This is a genomic window from Mycobacterium sp. 155, from assembly GCF_000373905.1.
GTDB lineage: Bacteria > Actinomycetota > Actinomycetes > Mycobacteriales > Mycobacteriaceae > Mycobacterium.
This window is the reverse complement of the sequence record NZ_KB892705.1, coordinates 280568-295973: the sequence shown is the minus strand read 5'-3', so window position 1 is coordinate 295973 and position 15406 is coordinate 280568. Positions and strand designations below refer to the sequence as shown.

Below are 15406 nucleotides of genomic sequence, written 5' to 3'. Positions count from 1 at the left end.
TGACGCAAGCCGGCCTTAGCGTTGCCGCCATGACCAGTGCTGTCGCCACCCCGGCCCGGAAAGCCGCATCACTGTTCCCCACCCCCGCCGAAGTCGAGGCAGCCACCCCGGCCGACCGTGACCGGGCCATCGATGTGATCCGCATCGTGTCCCTCGTGGGCGTGGTGTTCGGACACACGATCATGGCGACGAGCACCATCCGCGACGACGTCTTCGTCTGGAGCAACCTACTCACAGCGTCGACCGTGTTCCAGGCCCTGACCTGGGTGTTCCAGATCATGCCGCTGTTCTTTTTCGCCGGGGTCGCCGCATCGGTGACGTCCTGGCGGCCCGGCACCTCGCCGCGGGCGGTGCCCGCAATCCAGCCATGGGGTGGCTGGCTGCTCAAGCGTTGCACTCGGCTATACCGGCCGGTGTTCTACTACCTGGCGTTCTGGGGCGTGACGCTGACGGTGCTGCGGTTCGTGCTGCCGGTGCACGTGTACGAGCCGGTCGCGGGCATCTCGATTCAGCTGCTGTGGTTCCTCGGTGCATACGTGCTGGTGCTCGCCGCGGTGCCGCTACTGGCTCGGATCACCACGACGGCGCAGCTGGCCGCAGCTGTGATCGGCACGTACGCATTCATCGCCGCAATCGACGTAGTCCGCATCACCATGGACCGAGCCGGGCACGCCACGCTGGGCTATCTCAATACCGTGGTGTGGTTGATCCCCGGCATGTTCGGGGTCGCCTACCGCCGCGGACTGCTCCCCGTCCGCTCGGCCCTGGCGATCGGCTTCGGCATGCTCGGCGTAAACCTGACGCTGCTGGTCGTCGGACCCTATGAGCTGAGCCTGGTGGGCATCGAGAGCCAGCATCTGAAGAACATGACACCGCCGTCGCTGTTGCTGGCCGGGCACGCCATCATGATGTGCGCGTTCGCGACCGCCGCGGCACCCGCAATCTCCCGCTGGGCGCAGCGGCCCCGCGTCTGGTGGCTGGCCGCGATCGGCAACTCCGGCGCGATGACGCTGTACCTCTGGCACATGCCACTGCTGCTGGGCATGCACTTGGTATTCGATCGCCTGGGCTTGGACCGGTACGACCCGGCCTCCCCCGGATTCATCGCACTGTCGGTGGTACAGCTGGCACTGATGATCGTGCTGGTGACGACGGCGTTCGTCGCGCTGCGACCGCTGGAGAACTCGCCGCTGCCACTGTGGGACGGCGGATCGGTGGACAAGCGTGGAATCCGCAGCGCCACAGTTGGTTTATTGCTCTGCACAGCGGGTGCGGCAACGCTGATCTCGGTGGCGTGGGGGCTTAAGGACCAGGGCCTGTATTGCGTCACGGTGATGCTCACGGCGCTCGCCGCGGCCCGCTGGCTGGGAACAGGAACCTTCAGAGCCCGCCGTGGCGGACGATCGATTGCCCTGGCAACCCGTACTGAGCGATATCCCGGCCGCTTGGCCGAGGAACAGCACCACCGGCGCTGATCGCTGCTTCTATGAGTGCCTCGCGAAACCGATCAGCATGCGCGAGAGGTCCTCGAAATGGCCTGCGTGGGTGAGCAAACGCGTGCAGGAGCGGTAGAACCGAAGATTCCCGCTGATCGTGCGGCAGCGCCTGCAACGCGGCTTGGAACTGCGTGAACCATTCCGCATAGTCGCCTATCCGGTGAATTGGATAGCCGTCATCGATCAACCAGTCGACAAATTCATCAAGTCCAATACCATCATCGTCAGGTGGCACCACGTGGTAGGTCTCAAATCCCGACGGCCCTCGGTACGCCAGCGCCACAATCGCTTTCGCGACAAAGTCAACCGGAAGACCACCGAAGTGACTCGCTCGACGCCCCCCATCGTCGCTCAACTCATAGAACGACTTAGGCGCAAGCCCAGTGACTATCAGACTCCGGACAAGGCGCGCGGTGGTGTCGGATAGACCGACTCGGCCAACTCGGGCTGTCGATGCCAAGACCGGGCCACAGCGAAATATCGAAGCCTGGATACCGTATGACTCGTGAGCATCACGTAACAGCACCTCGCTCGCCCACTTGCTGTTCAGATACCCACTGGCATAAGCGTTGTCAACGGCACGCGTCGGACTTATGTTGCGTATGTCGGCTGACTCCGTAAACGCGCTGTAGGGGACACTCGCGCCGATGCCGATACTCGAAACGTAGGCGAACTCCTTAACCCTGGATGTTGCCGCGAGCCGGATCAGCTCTGCCGTTCCGGCGACATTTGGACCGAACAGTTCTCGATAGGGCAGGACGTGGTTCACCAACGCAGCACAATCCACGATGAGGTCAACTGATTCGGCTAGCATGCGCCAGGTTCGCGCGTCTAGATCGAGCAAATGGGCGTTCTTGCGACCTGCCAGCACAGTCAATCGCGCTTCAGCGAGGTGGCGATAACGTTCGCGCGGTGTCGCATCGCCGCGGTCGAACTCCTCATCAAGTCGGCGACGCGCGGCCGCATCGTCGTCACCGCGCACGAGACAGATCAGCTGGCCGCCTTCCACTGCCAGCCGCTCGAGCCACGCCAGCGTCAGGTGACGCCCCAGGAAACCAGTTGCGCCCGTGAGCAAAACAACGCGGTTATCTATCCGGACAGACGTCGGGGCCGCAACGGCAGCTAGATCGATGAACTTCTCCACCCGCAGATCCGCCGCGTGAAGTATGTCAGGGGCACATCCATGCACTGCGTCGTGGCTCAATTGCGAGGTAGTTACATCCCCGTGGCTATCGATGACCCCAGCCAGGCTCCGCAGTGTCATCGTCGGGTCAATGACACTGCTGACTGGTACTTCGATTCCGTACTGCTCACCCAGCATCTTCGCAAAGCGCAACGCCGACAGCGAATCCCCGCCCAAATCGACGAATCTGCTCTGCGGCGTGACGTTAGCGGTGCTGTCGAGACCCAAGATGGTTACCGCGACACTCATGACGGTCTCGAGAATTGATTGTTCCTCAAAGGGTTTAGGCTCATTGGCGAGGCGGCCATGCATTTGGCGCAATTCGGTCGCGTAGCGGCGTTCCAATCGCGGACGAACCAGTTTGCCCATACCGGTGAGCAGTCCGTTCGCGACTGTGAAGGGATCCGACTCGATCACGATTTCACGAGGAATCTCCATCGATCGCAAACCGCAGTCGCGACCGACGCTCACGATCGCAGACCGGATGCCCGACTTCAGGGCGCCGACATCGGCCGTGCCGTATGCGCTTAGCGCCCGAGCGGAGGGCACTATCACTGCCAGCAGGTACGGATGCTCTCCATCCGCACACACATAGGCTTGCTCGATCATGTCGCTTTGGGTCAGCGCCGCCTCGACCTTGGCAACGGCGACGAATTCGCCCGTCGACAGTTTGACCACGTTGCTGCGCCGATCGAGATAACACAACTGATCGGGCGCAATCTCCGCGACGATATCGCCGGTGTGGAAGTAACCGTGTGCGTCGCGCATCGGTGCCGACTGTCGATAGTAGCCGGGGGACGCCGCGCTCGACTTCACTACGAGCTCACCACGTGGGTGAGGAAAATCTGTTTGAAAATAACCCAATTCGGGCACGTCGATCAGCTGATAGTCCAGCACCGGCGGTCGGCGGACGCGACCGTCGACACTGATGACACCCGTTTCGGTGGTGCCGTATCCCTCCTGAAGGTGGAGCCCGATGAGCGTCTCAATGCGCGCCTTCGCTTGGGGCGACATCACGGCCGAGCCCGTCATCGCCGAGAAGTATCGGCCGCCCAGCACCTGCTCGCGGATCCTCGCCGCCACCTCTCGGCCGACTTCGTCACGGTCGGATTCATGCCTCATACGGCGCTCAACCCTGTCGTCATATTCGTGGAGCAAGAGGTCCCACATCCGCGGTACGAAGTCGAGCTGAGTTGGACGCACCATTGCAAGGTCGTCGAAAACCGTTGACAGATCACGCATTGCAGGGAGATATGCGGTGCCTCCGCACCCCAACGTGCTATAAACCAGTCCGCGACCTGAAATGTGACTCATCGGCAATGCTGCCAGCGTGATCATCGGCAACTGTGGGGGATGTCCCCAGGCTGCACGCGTCGAAGGCCGCCATGCGTTAACCGTGAGGCGATCGGTGAACATCACTCCTTTGGGAACCCCGGTGCTACCTGATGTGTAGAGCAACAGCCGGAGTGGGTCATCGACGTCTATGTGGTCTGCGGGCGGCGGCACACCCGAGCTTCCGCGCCTGACGACTGCTTCAACCGGTTCGACCGCGACCGGCGCAAGTACATCTTCAACCAACCGGGCGCGCACAACATCGGCAGTGTCGCGGTGACCGTCGATTACCGAGCGATAGTCCAAGAGCAGTAGTCGACGCAACCCCTGCGCGGACTTCGCTACCGCGACAACGTTGTCCACGTCGTCGATGCTGCACGCCATCACCACGGGCGTTGTCTCAGCGACGATCACTTGAAGATCATCAAGTGTGGTGTTGGACGGTAGCGGCACCACGACAACGCCCAGCCACAACAAGGCCAAGTCGAGCACAACGTAGTCGACTGTATTGTGACCCGCCATCGCGACGCGGTCACCGGGCGATACCCCATCGCACGCCAACGCCTTTGCGACCGCCTCCACGCGCCGTCCGAGATCGCCGTAGCTGATCTCGATGAACCGGGAGCTGAGTTGGGCGCGTGAATGACCGGTACGGGGGTCAATGCTGACGGTGACTGGACGTTCACCGAGTGCAGGACGGGCGGCATACCCGGCAAGCACAGTTCGTAGGATGTCGCGTTGAGTCGCATCCGGTTGTTCTATGCGCTCGGTGATCACTGGGTCGGGAGCTGCATCGGCGAACTGCCGGTCTGTCGTGCGAAATTGTTGTGCCCCGTCCAATCCCGAACCGCCCGTCGTCGTACACATCCCGAGTTCCGATGGTATTCCTCACAGCCACGCCGTCCACCTCGACGATGATGTCGCGGCCGAATAGTCGTTCTGATTTACTAACGCGGGAGAGGCAATATGACCGATATTCAGCTGAAGAGCCGCCAGACCGAGCCGGCCGCGCAGAGGTACCTTCAGGCATCACTGTTCTGCGACCACCGAAGCTCCCGCTGGGATGTCGCGGTTCTGATTGCGGCTATCGCCGTGCCGATCATTCAGACTACGTGTGACGATTCGTGGTTCAAGACCGCGCTGCAGTGGGTGTTGGCGATGGTCGTCTTCCTACTGCTGTGGACGCGCGATCGATGGAAAGAACGAGGCAGGCAGCTCCGCAACGAGTTCGAGTACTACGTCTATGACATCCAAAAGCCATACACCTTCGAAAAAGGGGACGACGCCGAGGAAGCGGACGACGCCGTCGGACAATGGCAAGAAGGCTTCCAGAAAGAACGAGCCAAACTACCGGAGCGGTGGCGGCAGGACACCTCGACGTGGTTCTTCGAAAAGTCAACGCCCCCCACGAACTATCTCGACCAGATCAAAGCGGCGCAGCTCGAATCTTTGGAGTTCGGGCGGGACACCCGCCGGCTGTGGGGGTTTGTCACCGGCTTCGTCTGCCTCGCCGTCGTGGGCACATATGCCTGGGTGGAGCAGGGCGCGGTCTTCCGAAGCGAATCCACAGCACTGGGCACAGTGGCCGTCATTGCGATCGTGTCTGCGATCGGCAAGGTTGCTGTCACCGCCTTCAGTCACGCAGGGGACCGAACGAAGCTCGAGAACGAAGTCGAAAAATACGATCCCGCTTCCGAAGCTGATCCTCTTTGCACGGAGCGGCTGGCGATCCTCCAAGAGCGAATAAGCGCGGCACGCAAGAGTCGTGTCGTGGTTCCGCTGGTCATCTATTGGAGCGTCAAGTGGTGGACTGACCGCCGGAAAAACCAAGAGCCGTGCGCGGTCGGACGATAACGAAGAGCCTATCGAAGATAGGACTGGATACCGTGCGCACTTTCTTCTATGCCGTCGAGTCAGTCCATTTCGCGCCATCGGATCCCCCCGATGGCGCGTGGTACACCGCGATCGCACGGTGCTCGGTCTCCGATGCCGACGGCCACAAAGAAGCGGCATTCGGCTATGCCAGCGATGTAACGACCAATCAGGAAGTGGTCGACCGCGCGGTCAGCGAGGGAGTAGAGCGGGCGACAGCCCGGCTTATCCATCGGGGGGATCCCGACGCGGCCCTCAAGACCACCACTGGCTCAGCTGTCCATCGGAGCCTGGTTGCGGCACTTACCCACGCAGAGCGCGAACTCCTGGGTACGCTGCACTTCGTTCACCGCTTCCATACCCGTGCGATGGGCCAAACACTGCCAGTCCCACCCACGCCATTCGTCCCTCGCGGTACAGAGGTTGCAGCCTGGATCGATCCCTCACACAACTTTATTTACTGCGCGATACTGGATATCGACAGTGCGCCAAAACTAGCAATGACCGTGCGGGACTACGGAGATACAGACCAGCGACGAGCCTTGGAATTGTGCATATTGGAGATTTTGCAGCCCAGACCGTGGGTGCGCCATCACCTTTCGCGTTCTGACGCAGCGCCGTCACGCTTAGCAATTGGGAGCGTGGAAGACCGGGCCGTCTACTGGTCCAAAGTCTCCGGAGACTATGCGGTGGCCTCCTATAACGAACTGCTGCAGGGTGCCGCCGCGGTCGACGCCGAGCCATTTGCTTGCCGACCCGTTGCGCATATCGAATTAGCGGGTGAGCTGGGGCCGATGTTCTTCGCTCGCGTCGAAGATGTCACCACTCGTGGCTACTACGTCACCAGTGAAATCGAGCGCAAGAGTTTCTGGCCAGCTGGATCGTCAACCTTCCGACCACATCCACTGATCTGAGAAGCTCACCGAAGAAGGAGTGTTGAATTTGTCGGATAACAACAACCTCAAGCAGGCTGAGGACGCGGTAGCGGCCGAATGGTCTTCGGTCGAAAAGGCCCTCAATACAGCGCGGCAATGCATTCACACGAAGGTGAAAGAACTTGTAGGTTCCATCAACGACTATGAGACGAAGTTGGGCGACAACTACGAGCCCGGCGTACCCGTCGTCTATTCGAGGGTCAAGGACATGGAATCGTGCAAGGAGCGAATCGCCGAGCGCTACGAGTCGCTATCAAAATTACCAGACCTCATCGGTTGCCGAGTAGTGGTCATTCATAGTGAAGAAATTGGATTAGTGCAGGGCCAATTGGCGGTCCTCTTCAAACTCGTCGGAGATATCAAGCCCAAAATAGACGAGTACGATAGTGGCGTCGGTCGCGCCCAGGGTTACGCCGGGACATATTACAAGATCCCACTCAATGGATGGATTCAGGAGTTCCTCGCGGTGTACCCCAAGTTTGATGGGTCTTCGCCAAACTCGGCTGAATCATCGGGCCCGAAGCTTACTGCCGAACAGACCGAGATCGTCGCAAAGTACGGTCTGGAACTCCAAATCCACACTGTCATGGAGGAAGCCTGGAGCAGAGTCTCCCATGCAGGCTTCTACAAGACTTCACAGGGCGTCCCCAAGGAGATCAGACGTGATCTACTGCGTTTGGCGTCAACCTCAAGGTTGCTCGGCGATCATATGCGGAACCTGAGCCTGTCGATCTCTCTCGCACGCAAGAGACTGAGGACCGCGTTCGAAGACAATCACGCATCCACTGGTTTGGACGAATACCTGCTGTGGTATTGCTCCACGCTCACTGACTACAAGAGGTTTCTAGAGGACTACCGAAGACTGGGCAATGAGGCAGGATTTCAAGAGTCTGGATGGAAAGAGCTGGTACATATCGGCGATGAGACGGACATCTGCCTAGAGGTGTGCCAGCGAACGAATCTGCGCACCTGGGGAGATCTGGATGAGGTCCTGTTTTCGTTCGCTCGGTCGCACTGTGGAGATGCTGCTGGGGCAGCTCGCGACAATAAGCTCAAGCTATTGAAGCAGTTCGTCGCGGTTATCGATACGAAGAAAGGTACCCAACCGTTCGACAGACCGTTGCTGGTGTTCTCGATACTACGACTGTTGGAGTACCCGGTGTTACCGTCTATCGACACCATGGATCAGACCCTCTGGAACTACATCGGGGACGCTCGCAAAGCGGCCGCGCTCGTTGTCGATGGCCTGCCCGCAAATCACGAGGCCGGCTGACGTAGACGACAAGGCGATGGATCCGGACAACTCCGCGTAGTAAAGTCCTGGCCCGTGACTCCAATGCCCGATACTTCGTATTCTTCGATCGACTTCAGGTCGATCCGAGTCACCACATGGGCGGATCACCTCGGCTCGCCCCGTTCCGAGGGGGCCGAACCGGCCCCAGGCGGCTGCGGTTGTGGGGGCTGCGGAGGCTGCAGCGCCACATCGCATTGATCGATCGAGAAGCAGCGGCGGCTGAGCCGGGTAGCTACATCGCAGATTGGCGTCGCGGTGACTGGATAGCCGGGTCCGGGGGTCGCGTAGCGGACTACGCCACCGGACTTGCCGCCAGCAGGTTCCCCTACCCGCCTCGTGGCGGGCGAACTCTAGTTATTCCACCGCCCAATCCGACGGATGTCTTATCCTCGATCCGCGCGTACCCAAGCCGAATGCTCGACGACGCGGAACTGGCCGCGCTCCTCACACCGGCATGCCGTGGAACGACGGGAATGGCCTATGGATCGGCTGGGGCGCTGTACCCGGTTCATATTTACCTCCTGCGGCCACGTTCGCCTCACGCCGAAATCTGGTATGCCGACACCGACACCGCGCACTTGGTTGCCATCGATCAAGTGGCCGCCGCAGATGTCGGTGATGCCCTCATCGAGCAGTGGGCTTGGCCCGACGCGGCTCTCGTAGCACTCGCCATCGACTTTCGCCGGGTAACCGACAAGTACGGCCACCGCGGAATCAGGTTCGCTGCGATCGAGGCTGGGCAACTGACACAACTGCTGCGTGTGCGTGCCAGCGAACTGGGGTTGGACACATGTGTACTCGGTGGCTTCGTCGATGCGAAAGTACTTGCCCTGCTGGGACTTTCACCTGATTGGTATGGAATCGCAATCATGATTGCCGTTGGTCACAGCCGAGCAATCGCGCGGTAACGCAGCCCCGTTGCATGATTCAGTCAACGGCTGGCACTTAGTGCGAACGGGTCCATTCGCACGCCCTAACCATCTGCGTCTTAACCGCTCTTGCGGCGGAACTCCCTGCGGTTCTCGACCGGGCCGTGCGTCCGGGGCTGCTTGTTGCCGCCGTCTTTGTGCGCCGATCCACCGGCCGAGCTGGCCTTCTTCCGTTCCAGCGCCTCCCGGAACTTACGTTTGGTGTCGTCTTCTTCCGGTGTCTCCGCCATGGGGCTAGCCTAGCCAATCACCGACGGCCGGGCGGCATTCCGTACAGGTGCGAAATGGGCAGGGTCAGCTTCACCCGGCGGTCGTCGACCATCGCCCGTCGGTAGTCGTCCCAATCCGGGTGTTCACCGGCGATGTTGCGATACAGCGCGACCAATGCCTCGACGGTGTCGTCGTCGGGGGACGCCGCCGGCGGGGTGAGGATGGCGTCGCCCTCGGCGACCGCGTAGGCCCAACCGTCGTCGGAACTGACGTGGATCGATGCGCGCGGGTCGCGGCGCAGGTTGCGCGTCTTGGCCCGGGGTTCGGTGATGGACACCTCCAGCGCGACCGCACGCGGATCGAAGTGGTAGGACACGTTCGACAGCTGTGGCCGCCCGTCCTGCTTGATCGTGGCCAACACGCCCATCGAGTTGCCACTGATCAATGCCAAGAGCTTGTCGTCGAATACCTGGCGCCCCATGACCCGAGCGTACGTCTTTACCGTCGCCCCGATAAGAGTGATCGACGGCATCACGCCGCCGGAATTCACCTGGCCCCGACCGCGCGCGCCGAATATGGTGTCAGGCAAAGGGAGAGGGCATTGCATCGGAGGGAATTCGCCGCCGTGTTCGGCGCGGTGTTGGCAGTTGCGATGGCGCCGTCGTGTGCCCAAAATCCGGTTCCGCCGAAGGCGGTCGCCCCCGCGCCCGAATTGGTCAGCCTCACCGAGATCACGGTCAAACGGTTCTGGTACGCCATCGATGAGCGTCCCAGCTCCCCTACCGGCACCGGCCAGAACTGGGCCGATCTGTACCTGCCCGCGGGCCCCCAGCGGGTCGATAGCATCCCACTGGTGGTGCTCATCCACGGCGGCGCCTGGCAAAGCTCCCTCGGCGCCAACGTATTCGACGGCCTGGCCCGCGAACTCGCCGGCCGCGGTTTCGCGGTCTACAACATTGAGTACCGCCGGATCGGCTCCGGCGGCGGGTGGCCGAACACCTTCCGCGACGTGGCACACGCCCTCGACAACATCATCGAGGTGGACCGCAGGTATCCCCAGCTGACCATCGACGACGAACTGGTCGTCGGGCACAGCGCCGGGGCTCAGCTGGCGGTGTGGGCGAGCACCCGCAAAAATCTCAAGGCCAACGAAGAGGGTTCCCTGCCGGTTTTCCGTCCGACCCGGGTCATCTCACTGGCAGGCCCACTCGACATGGTGTATGCCGCCAACCACGGCGATGAGCACATCGTCACGGTGCTCGGCGGACGCCCCAGTGAGGTACCAGACCGCTATGCATCGGTCGACCCGATCCAGAACATCGATCCGACGGTTCCTGTGATCGCCCTGCACGGCACCCGCGACACCGTCGTCGCACCCGCCAACTCCCAGCGCTACGTCGCCGCAGTCAAGCGGCGCGGAGGGCGGGCCGCGGTCGAGTTGCTGCCCGGCGACACCCACACCTCGATCGTGTCGGCGCGCTCCCCCAACTACCAGCACGTCCTGCACGTCATCACCACGACGTCGCAGGCAGAACTGGACACCCTGCTCAAGGAGTAATCCCATGCCCCGATATGCGGTCTTTCTGCGCGGCGTCAACGTCGGCGGGGTGAACCTCAAGATGGCCGAGGTAGCCAAAGCCTTCACCGAGGCCGGGTTCGACAACGTCAAGACAATCCTGGCGAGTGGAAATGTATTGCTGGACAGCAGATCCAGCGCCAAGGCTGTGCGGACTGCCGCCGAGCGGACGCTGCGCGACACGTTCGGCTACGAGGCGTGGGTGCTGGTATACGACCTCGACACCGTGGCGGCGATAGCCACCAACTACCCGTTCGAGCGAGAAGTCGAAGGCCATCATTCTTATGTCACGTTCGTCAGCGACACCGAGCTGCTCAATGAACTGGCGGCTCTGGAACCGGGCCCCGAGGAGAAGGTGCAGCGCGGTGACGGCGTGCTCTACTGGCAGGTCGCCCGCAACGCCACCCTCGACAGCACCGTCGGCAAGACCATGGGCAAGAGGCGGTACAAGTCGTCGACCACCACCCGTAACCTGCGCACCGTGGACAAGGTGCTGCACTGAGGCGATTTGATCTACATTCGTGCCCATGACGGGTAGCCCAGTTGCCAAGGTGGACGGCCGTGCGCTGACCGGTGTCTCGGAAACCGCGCTGCTGACGTTGCAGGTGCGGGCGACCGAGGCGCGCCGCGCTGATCCACTGATCGACGATCCGATGGCGATCCAGCTGGTCGACTCGATCGATTTCGACTTCTCCAAGTTCGGCCCCAGCAGGCGCCAGGACATGGCCTTGCGCGCGCTGGCCTTCGATGGTGTTACCCGCCGCTACCTGGTCGACCATCCGAAGGCCACCGTCGTCGCCCTCGCCGAAGGCTTGCAAACCAGCTTCTACCGGCTCGACACCGCCGGCGTCGGCCACGAGTTCCGCTGGCTCACAGTCGATCTACCGCCGATGATCGAGCTGCGCAGCAAGCTGTTACCGGAGTCCGGGCGGGTCGGTGTGTGCGCACAATCGGCGCTGGACTTCAGCTGGATGGACCCCGTCGACACCACCGCCGGCGTGTTCATCACTGCCGAGGGACTGCTGATGTACCTGCAGCCTGACGAGGCAATGTCACTGATTACTGCCTGCGCGCAACGGTTCGGAGGCGGCCAGATGATGTTCGACCTGCCGCCGGCCTGGTTCACCGCCTGGACCCGTCGCGGTATGCGGACCTCGCTGCGGTACAAGCTGCCACCCATGCCGTTCAGCATGTCGCCGGCGCAGGCCGCCGATCTGGTCAACACCGTTGCGGGTATCCGCGCGGTGCACGACGTCCCGCTGCCAGCCGGGCGGGGCCGGCTGATCAATACCCTGCTGCGGTCGGTGCAGCGGTTGCCCGCGCTGGATTCCGTGCGACCGGCGTGGACGCTGCTGGAATTCGGCTGACGGCTACTGGGCCCACACGTCCTCGACGTAGCGATCCGAATTCACCAGATCGGCAAGCCAGCGTGCGGCAGCGTCGTCGTCGGCGCCGGTGAACCGGCGATAGATGTCCCGAAATGCGGCCCGCACCGCGGGAGCCATCCGGGCGCCGTCTCCGCAGATATACACGTGGGCGTCCATGGCTGGGTCTCCCAGCATCGCCCAAACCTCGTCGGCGTTGGCGGCGATACGGTCCTGCACGTACCGGATCTCGTCTTCGGGCTGGCGCGAGAACGCCGGGCGCATTCGCACCACACCCGCCTTCTCGGCCGCTTCGAACTCGTCGCGGAACAGGTAGTCCACGTCGGGGTGACGGACCCCGAAGAACAACAGAGCCGAGGCGAACGGCTCGCCTGCGGCCCGCGCCGCCAGCCGGTCGCCGATGAAGCCCCGGAACGGCGCCACCCCGGTGCCGGCACCGACCAAAATCACATTTCTGACCGGTTCGGCGCCGGCCCGGAACGCCCGGCGAGCGGTATCGACGCGCATCCGAATCTGTTGCCCTGGAACAGCTTCTGCGAGGTAGCTCGAAGAGACGCCGCGGAAGACACCGTACCCTGAGCGAGCAGGCCCCTCCAGCACGCTCACCACCAGCTCGACCTCGCGCGGCAGCAGACGCGCCGATGAGGCGATGGAATAGTGCCGGGTCGACATCGGCTCGAACAACTCCAGCTGCTCAGCCCGCGACAGGGCGGTCGCCGCGAACTCGGCCAAACATTCGGTGACGCTCATCGCACGGGTTTCGGGGTTTTCGGCGAGTTCGGTCAGCGCTGCCCGCTCGGGAGGACACGGGTTCGCCGCCGCAAGCCTCAGCAGCTGGGTACGGCTGGCCGGTTTGCGGAGTTCGATGAAATGGGTCAGCAATTCACGCACACTGACTTCCCTGTCAATGGCGATGGCACGCCGGGTGCTGCGCCGCGGATTGACCGAGATGCGGCGGTCGAGCCGCAGTTCCAGCAGCTCGGCAACCTTCTCCACCACCTCGGGAGAGTTGTCGGGTAGGACCGTCAGATGGTCCCCCGTCTGATATTCGAGGTCGTCCGGAAGTGCAATCCGGATGAGCCGCTTAGCGTTTCCCGTCACGCCGTCGACGTCGACCAGGGCGATGTTGTCCAGCACGGTGGCCGGCTGCACCTCGAAACGGGCGTCGATCGCCGAGGTGACAGGTCCGTCGACGGCGCGCAGATCGTAGAGGAGTTCACCGCCAACGGTGTCGTCTGCGGCAGCGCTGTCGGGCGCGACCGGTGTCGGGGCACCCGAGGCGCCCGCGAGCGCATTCCAGAGGGCCGCGGAGAATTCCTCTACGGTGCCGGCGAAGTCTCCGGACGTATCAGCCTCACCGCGTGGAATCAACGGTGCACCAACCAATTCCGCAAGGCGCTCGGCAATGTGCTTGGGCACGGTCTGGTAGGTCTCGGCCCAGTTCCGGTCTCCGATACCGAGTACGGCATACGGTATGACCGATTGCGCCGGGGTACCCGGACTGTCGAGCCACTCGACGAATTGCCGCGCGTCGTCGGTGGGTTGACCGTTGTACGACGCGGCGATCACTACCAGCGCCCCGTCGGTCGGGAGTGCTCCCGCCGCGGTGTCGAGGGCGGCGACGGTGGTCTGATACCCAAGGTCGGTGGCCTCGTCGCCCAGTTGCTGCGCCAGCGACCGGCAGTTGCCGAGGTTCGAGCCGTGCAGCACAGTCACTTTCGATCCCGGCGCGGCAAGTGCCCGTGGCCGTGCCGCTGGGGACGCCTCCGGGGCCGGGCCGGCGTGCCGGCGCTCCGACGGTGTCCGCCGCGCCAGCTCAAGGTGGAATCCGACTGGTTTACGCAGCAGGTCGCTGTGGGTGCGCAGCTGGTAATGCTCTACGTCCAGGAAGCGATACCGGTGTACCAGGGTCGCCAGCGCCATCGTCGCCTCGTGCAAGGCGAACTGGCGACCGATACAGGACCGGGCTCCGGTGCCGAAGGGCTTGAACAGGTTGACCGGCCGCCCGGCGGCCCGCTCGGCTTCGAAGCGGTCCGGGTCGAAGATGTCGACGTTGTCACCCCATTGGGGCTGCCGGTGCAGCGCCGAGGTCGTGATTGTGACAACCTCACCCTTGCGCACCGGATACTGGCCTCCGATCACCGTGTCGGCCAATGCCATTCGATCGAACTCGCGGACCGGTGGGGACAACCGCAGGGTTTCGTCGACGATCTGGCGGATGTAGGTCAGCTTGCCGATCTCGTCGAATACGGGCACGTGGTCGTCGTCGGGCCCGAAGATCGCGTCCACCTCGAGGCACGCCCGATGCAGCACCGCGGGGTTCTTGACGATGCTGTACAGCGCGGTCGGCATCAGTGTCGACGTGGTGTCCTGGCCGGCCACCATGAACGTCAGGATCTGATTGCGGACGAGGTCGTGGCCGAGGCGGGGGGTACCGTCGGCATCCGGCCGCAGCATCAGCACCAGTAGATCGTCGACGTCGACGGCACCTGCCCGGTGCCCGGCGATCAGTTCCTCGATGAAGGCGTAGAGCTTGTCACGCTCAGCCGCGAAGACCGGCCGGTCGCGACCACCCGGAGTGACTATCTGCTCCAGCGCGGCCGCGAAACTCGCCGGGATGTCCGCGAGTCCATCGCGGCGATAGGAGTCGAACCTGGCCCCGAATCCGGCGAGGCCCACAGTGTCCATGGCAAGTTTTGCCAGGTCACCCGCAACGTCAACCAAGCGGTGCTCGTCGGCGCCGGCAGCTTTGTCCCACAGCGCCAAGAGCTGGCGGTTGATGTCGAGCATGGCCGGGTGGTAGCTGCGCAGGCCGCTGAAACTGAACCCGGGAATCAGGACGTCATGAGCCTGCTGCCATCCGTCCTCACCCGGATAGGCCGTGAAGAGACCGTTGCCGGCCAGCACGCGAAACCGGTCCAGCCGGTCGGTGATGCCCTTGGTGAACCGAGCCTCGTCACACAACTCGTCCACCAGACTCAACGAACACGCGTAGAGCCGCCGGCTGCCGGTGAAGTCCGCGTAGAACAGCGGCCCGTACTGCTCGGCGAGGACATCCGCGGGCAGCGCGTACGGCCGGCCGGGCACTGGTCCCGGTGGCAGTGCTATGCCAACAGCCGAAGGCACCCCGTCGATATCAGGTGGCAGTGCCGCCCTAAACGTCTCCACGGGCGCAGAGCATAGCCACGCGGCGC

The 15406-nt window shown here is 62.9% G+C and carries 12 protein-coding genes; 8 read left to right on the top strand and 4 right to left on the bottom strand.

All coding sequences use genetic code 11. The features are described from left to right. The first annotated feature begins 29 nt into the window (after positions 1–29). Positions 30–1475 (top strand): acyltransferase, encoded by a 1446-nt coding sequence (locus B133_RS0101375; RefSeq protein WP_018598913.1) that lies wholly within the window; start codon positions 30–32, stop codon positions 1473–1475. Here the strand turns inward: B133_RS0101375 and car are convergent. Further along, positions 1381–4878: a carboxylic acid reductase gene (gene car, locus B133_RS22245; RefSeq protein WP_081618154.1), complete on the bottom strand. Its 3498-nt coding sequence runs from the start codon at positions 4876–4878 to the stop codon at positions 1381–1383. The genes B133_RS0101375 and car overlap by 95 nt on opposite strands. 99 nt (positions 4879–4977) lie before the next feature. On the opposite strand from car, the gene B133_RS0101365 reads away from it, so the two are divergent. The 4 genes from B133_RS0101365 to B133_RS25120 all read left to right on the top strand — a co-directional run bounded on the left by B133_RS0101365 (position 4978) and on the right by B133_RS25120 (position 9020). Beyond that, positions 4978–5865: an S-4TM family putative pore-forming effector gene (locus B133_RS0101365; protein WP_018598911.1), complete on the top strand. Its 888-nt coding sequence runs from the start codon at positions 4978–4980 to the stop codon at positions 5863–5865. Between the two features lie 32 nt (positions 5866–5897). Beyond that, positions 5898–6797 carry a hypothetical protein gene (locus tag B133_RS24200; RefSeq protein WP_157625767.1) on the top strand — a complete coding sequence of 300 codons (900 nt, stop codon included), beginning with the start codon at positions 5898–5900 and terminating at the stop codon, positions 6795–6797. 28 nt (positions 6798–6825) lie between these two features. Next, positions 6826–8091 (top strand): hypothetical protein, encoded by a 1266-nt coding sequence (locus B133_RS0101355; protein WP_157625766.1) that lies wholly within the window; start codon positions 6826–6828, stop codon positions 8089–8091. Between the two features lie 116 nt (positions 8092–8207). After that, on the top strand, positions 8208–9020 hold the full coding sequence (locus B133_RS25120; RefSeq protein WP_081618153.1) for a SagB/ThcOx family dehydrogenase: 813 nt from the start codon (positions 8208–8210) through the stop codon (positions 9018–9020). 80 nt (positions 9021–9100) lie between these two features. Here B133_RS25120 and B133_RS24000 read toward each other — a convergent pair whose 3' ends face one another. Both B133_RS24000 and B133_RS0101340 read right to left on the bottom strand, forming a co-directional pair. Then, on the bottom strand, positions 9101–9271 hold the full coding sequence (locus B133_RS24000) for a DUF5302 domain-containing protein (protein WP_018598907.1): 171 nt from the start codon (positions 9269–9271) through the stop codon (positions 9101–9103). A gap of 17 nt (positions 9272–9288) precedes the next feature. After that, on the bottom strand, positions 9289–9732 hold the full coding sequence (locus B133_RS0101340; protein ID WP_026255837.1) for a PPOX class F420-dependent oxidoreductase: 444 nt from the start codon (positions 9730–9732) through the stop codon (positions 9289–9291). A 171-nt stretch (positions 9733–9903) separates the two neighbouring features. On the opposite strand from B133_RS0101340, the gene B133_RS0101335 reads away from it, so the two are divergent. From B133_RS0101335 to B133_RS0101325, 3 genes are read left to right on the top strand one after another with little or no spacing between them, the layout of a single operon-like run. After that, positions 9904–10809, top strand: coding sequence for a S9 family peptidase (locus B133_RS0101335; RefSeq protein ID WP_051088077.1), 906 nt, complete (start codon positions 9904–9906; stop codon positions 10807–10809). 4 nt (positions 10810–10813) lie between these two features. Continuing rightward, positions 10814–11329, top strand: coding sequence for a DUF1697 domain-containing protein (locus tag B133_RS0101330; protein ID WP_018598904.1), 516 nt, complete (start codon positions 10814–10816; stop codon positions 11327–11329). Between the two features lie 25 nt (positions 11330–11354). Then, positions 11355–12194, top strand: a complete 840-nt coding sequence (locus tag B133_RS0101325; protein WP_018598903.1) for a class I SAM-dependent methyltransferase — start codon at positions 11355–11357, stop codon at positions 12192–12194. A 3-nt stretch (positions 12195–12197) separates the two neighbouring features. Here B133_RS0101325 and B133_RS0101320 read toward each other — a convergent pair whose 3' ends face one another. Then, positions 12198–15380 carry a cytochrome P450 gene (locus B133_RS0101320; protein ID WP_026255836.1) on the bottom strand — a complete coding sequence of 1061 codons (3183 nt, stop codon included), beginning with the start codon at positions 15378–15380 and terminating at the stop codon, positions 12198–12200. Positions 15381–15406 lie beyond the last annotated feature (26 nt).

Excerpts from the sequence above, each read along its gene's own strand:
- B133_RS0101375 (WP_018598913.1), top strand. The coding sequence starts at position 30 with ATGACCAGTGCTGTCGCCACCCCGGCCCGGAAAGCCGCATCACTGTTC.
- car (WP_081618154.1), bottom strand. The coding sequence starts at position 4,878 with ATGTGTACGACGACGGGCGGTTCGGGATTGGACGGGGCACAACAATTT.
- B133_RS0101365 (WP_018598911.1), top strand. The coding sequence starts at position 4,978 with ATGACCGATATTCAGCTGAAGAGCCGCCAGACCGAGCCGGCCGCGCAG.
- B133_RS25120 (WP_081618153.1), top strand. The coding sequence starts at position 8,208 with ATGGGCGGATCACCTCGGCTCGCCCCGTTCCGAGGGGGCCGAACCGGC.
- B133_RS24000 (WP_018598907.1), bottom strand. The coding sequence starts at position 9,271 with ATGGCGGAGACACCGGAAGAAGACGACACCAAACGTAAGTTCCGGGAG.
- B133_RS0101340 (WP_026255837.1), bottom strand. The coding sequence starts at position 9,732 with ATGGGGCGCCAGGTATTCGACGACAAGCTCTTGGCATTGATCAGTGGC.
- B133_RS0101335 (WP_051088077.1), top strand. The coding sequence starts at position 9,904 with ATGGCGCCGTCGTGTGCCCAAAATCCGGTTCCGCCGAAGGCGGTCGCC.
- B133_RS0101330 (WP_018598904.1), top strand. The coding sequence starts at position 10,814 with ATGCCCCGATATGCGGTCTTTCTGCGCGGCGTCAACGTCGGCGGGGTG.
- B133_RS0101325 (WP_018598903.1), top strand. The coding sequence starts at position 11,355 with ATGACGGGTAGCCCAGTTGCCAAGGTGGACGGCCGTGCGCTGACCGGT.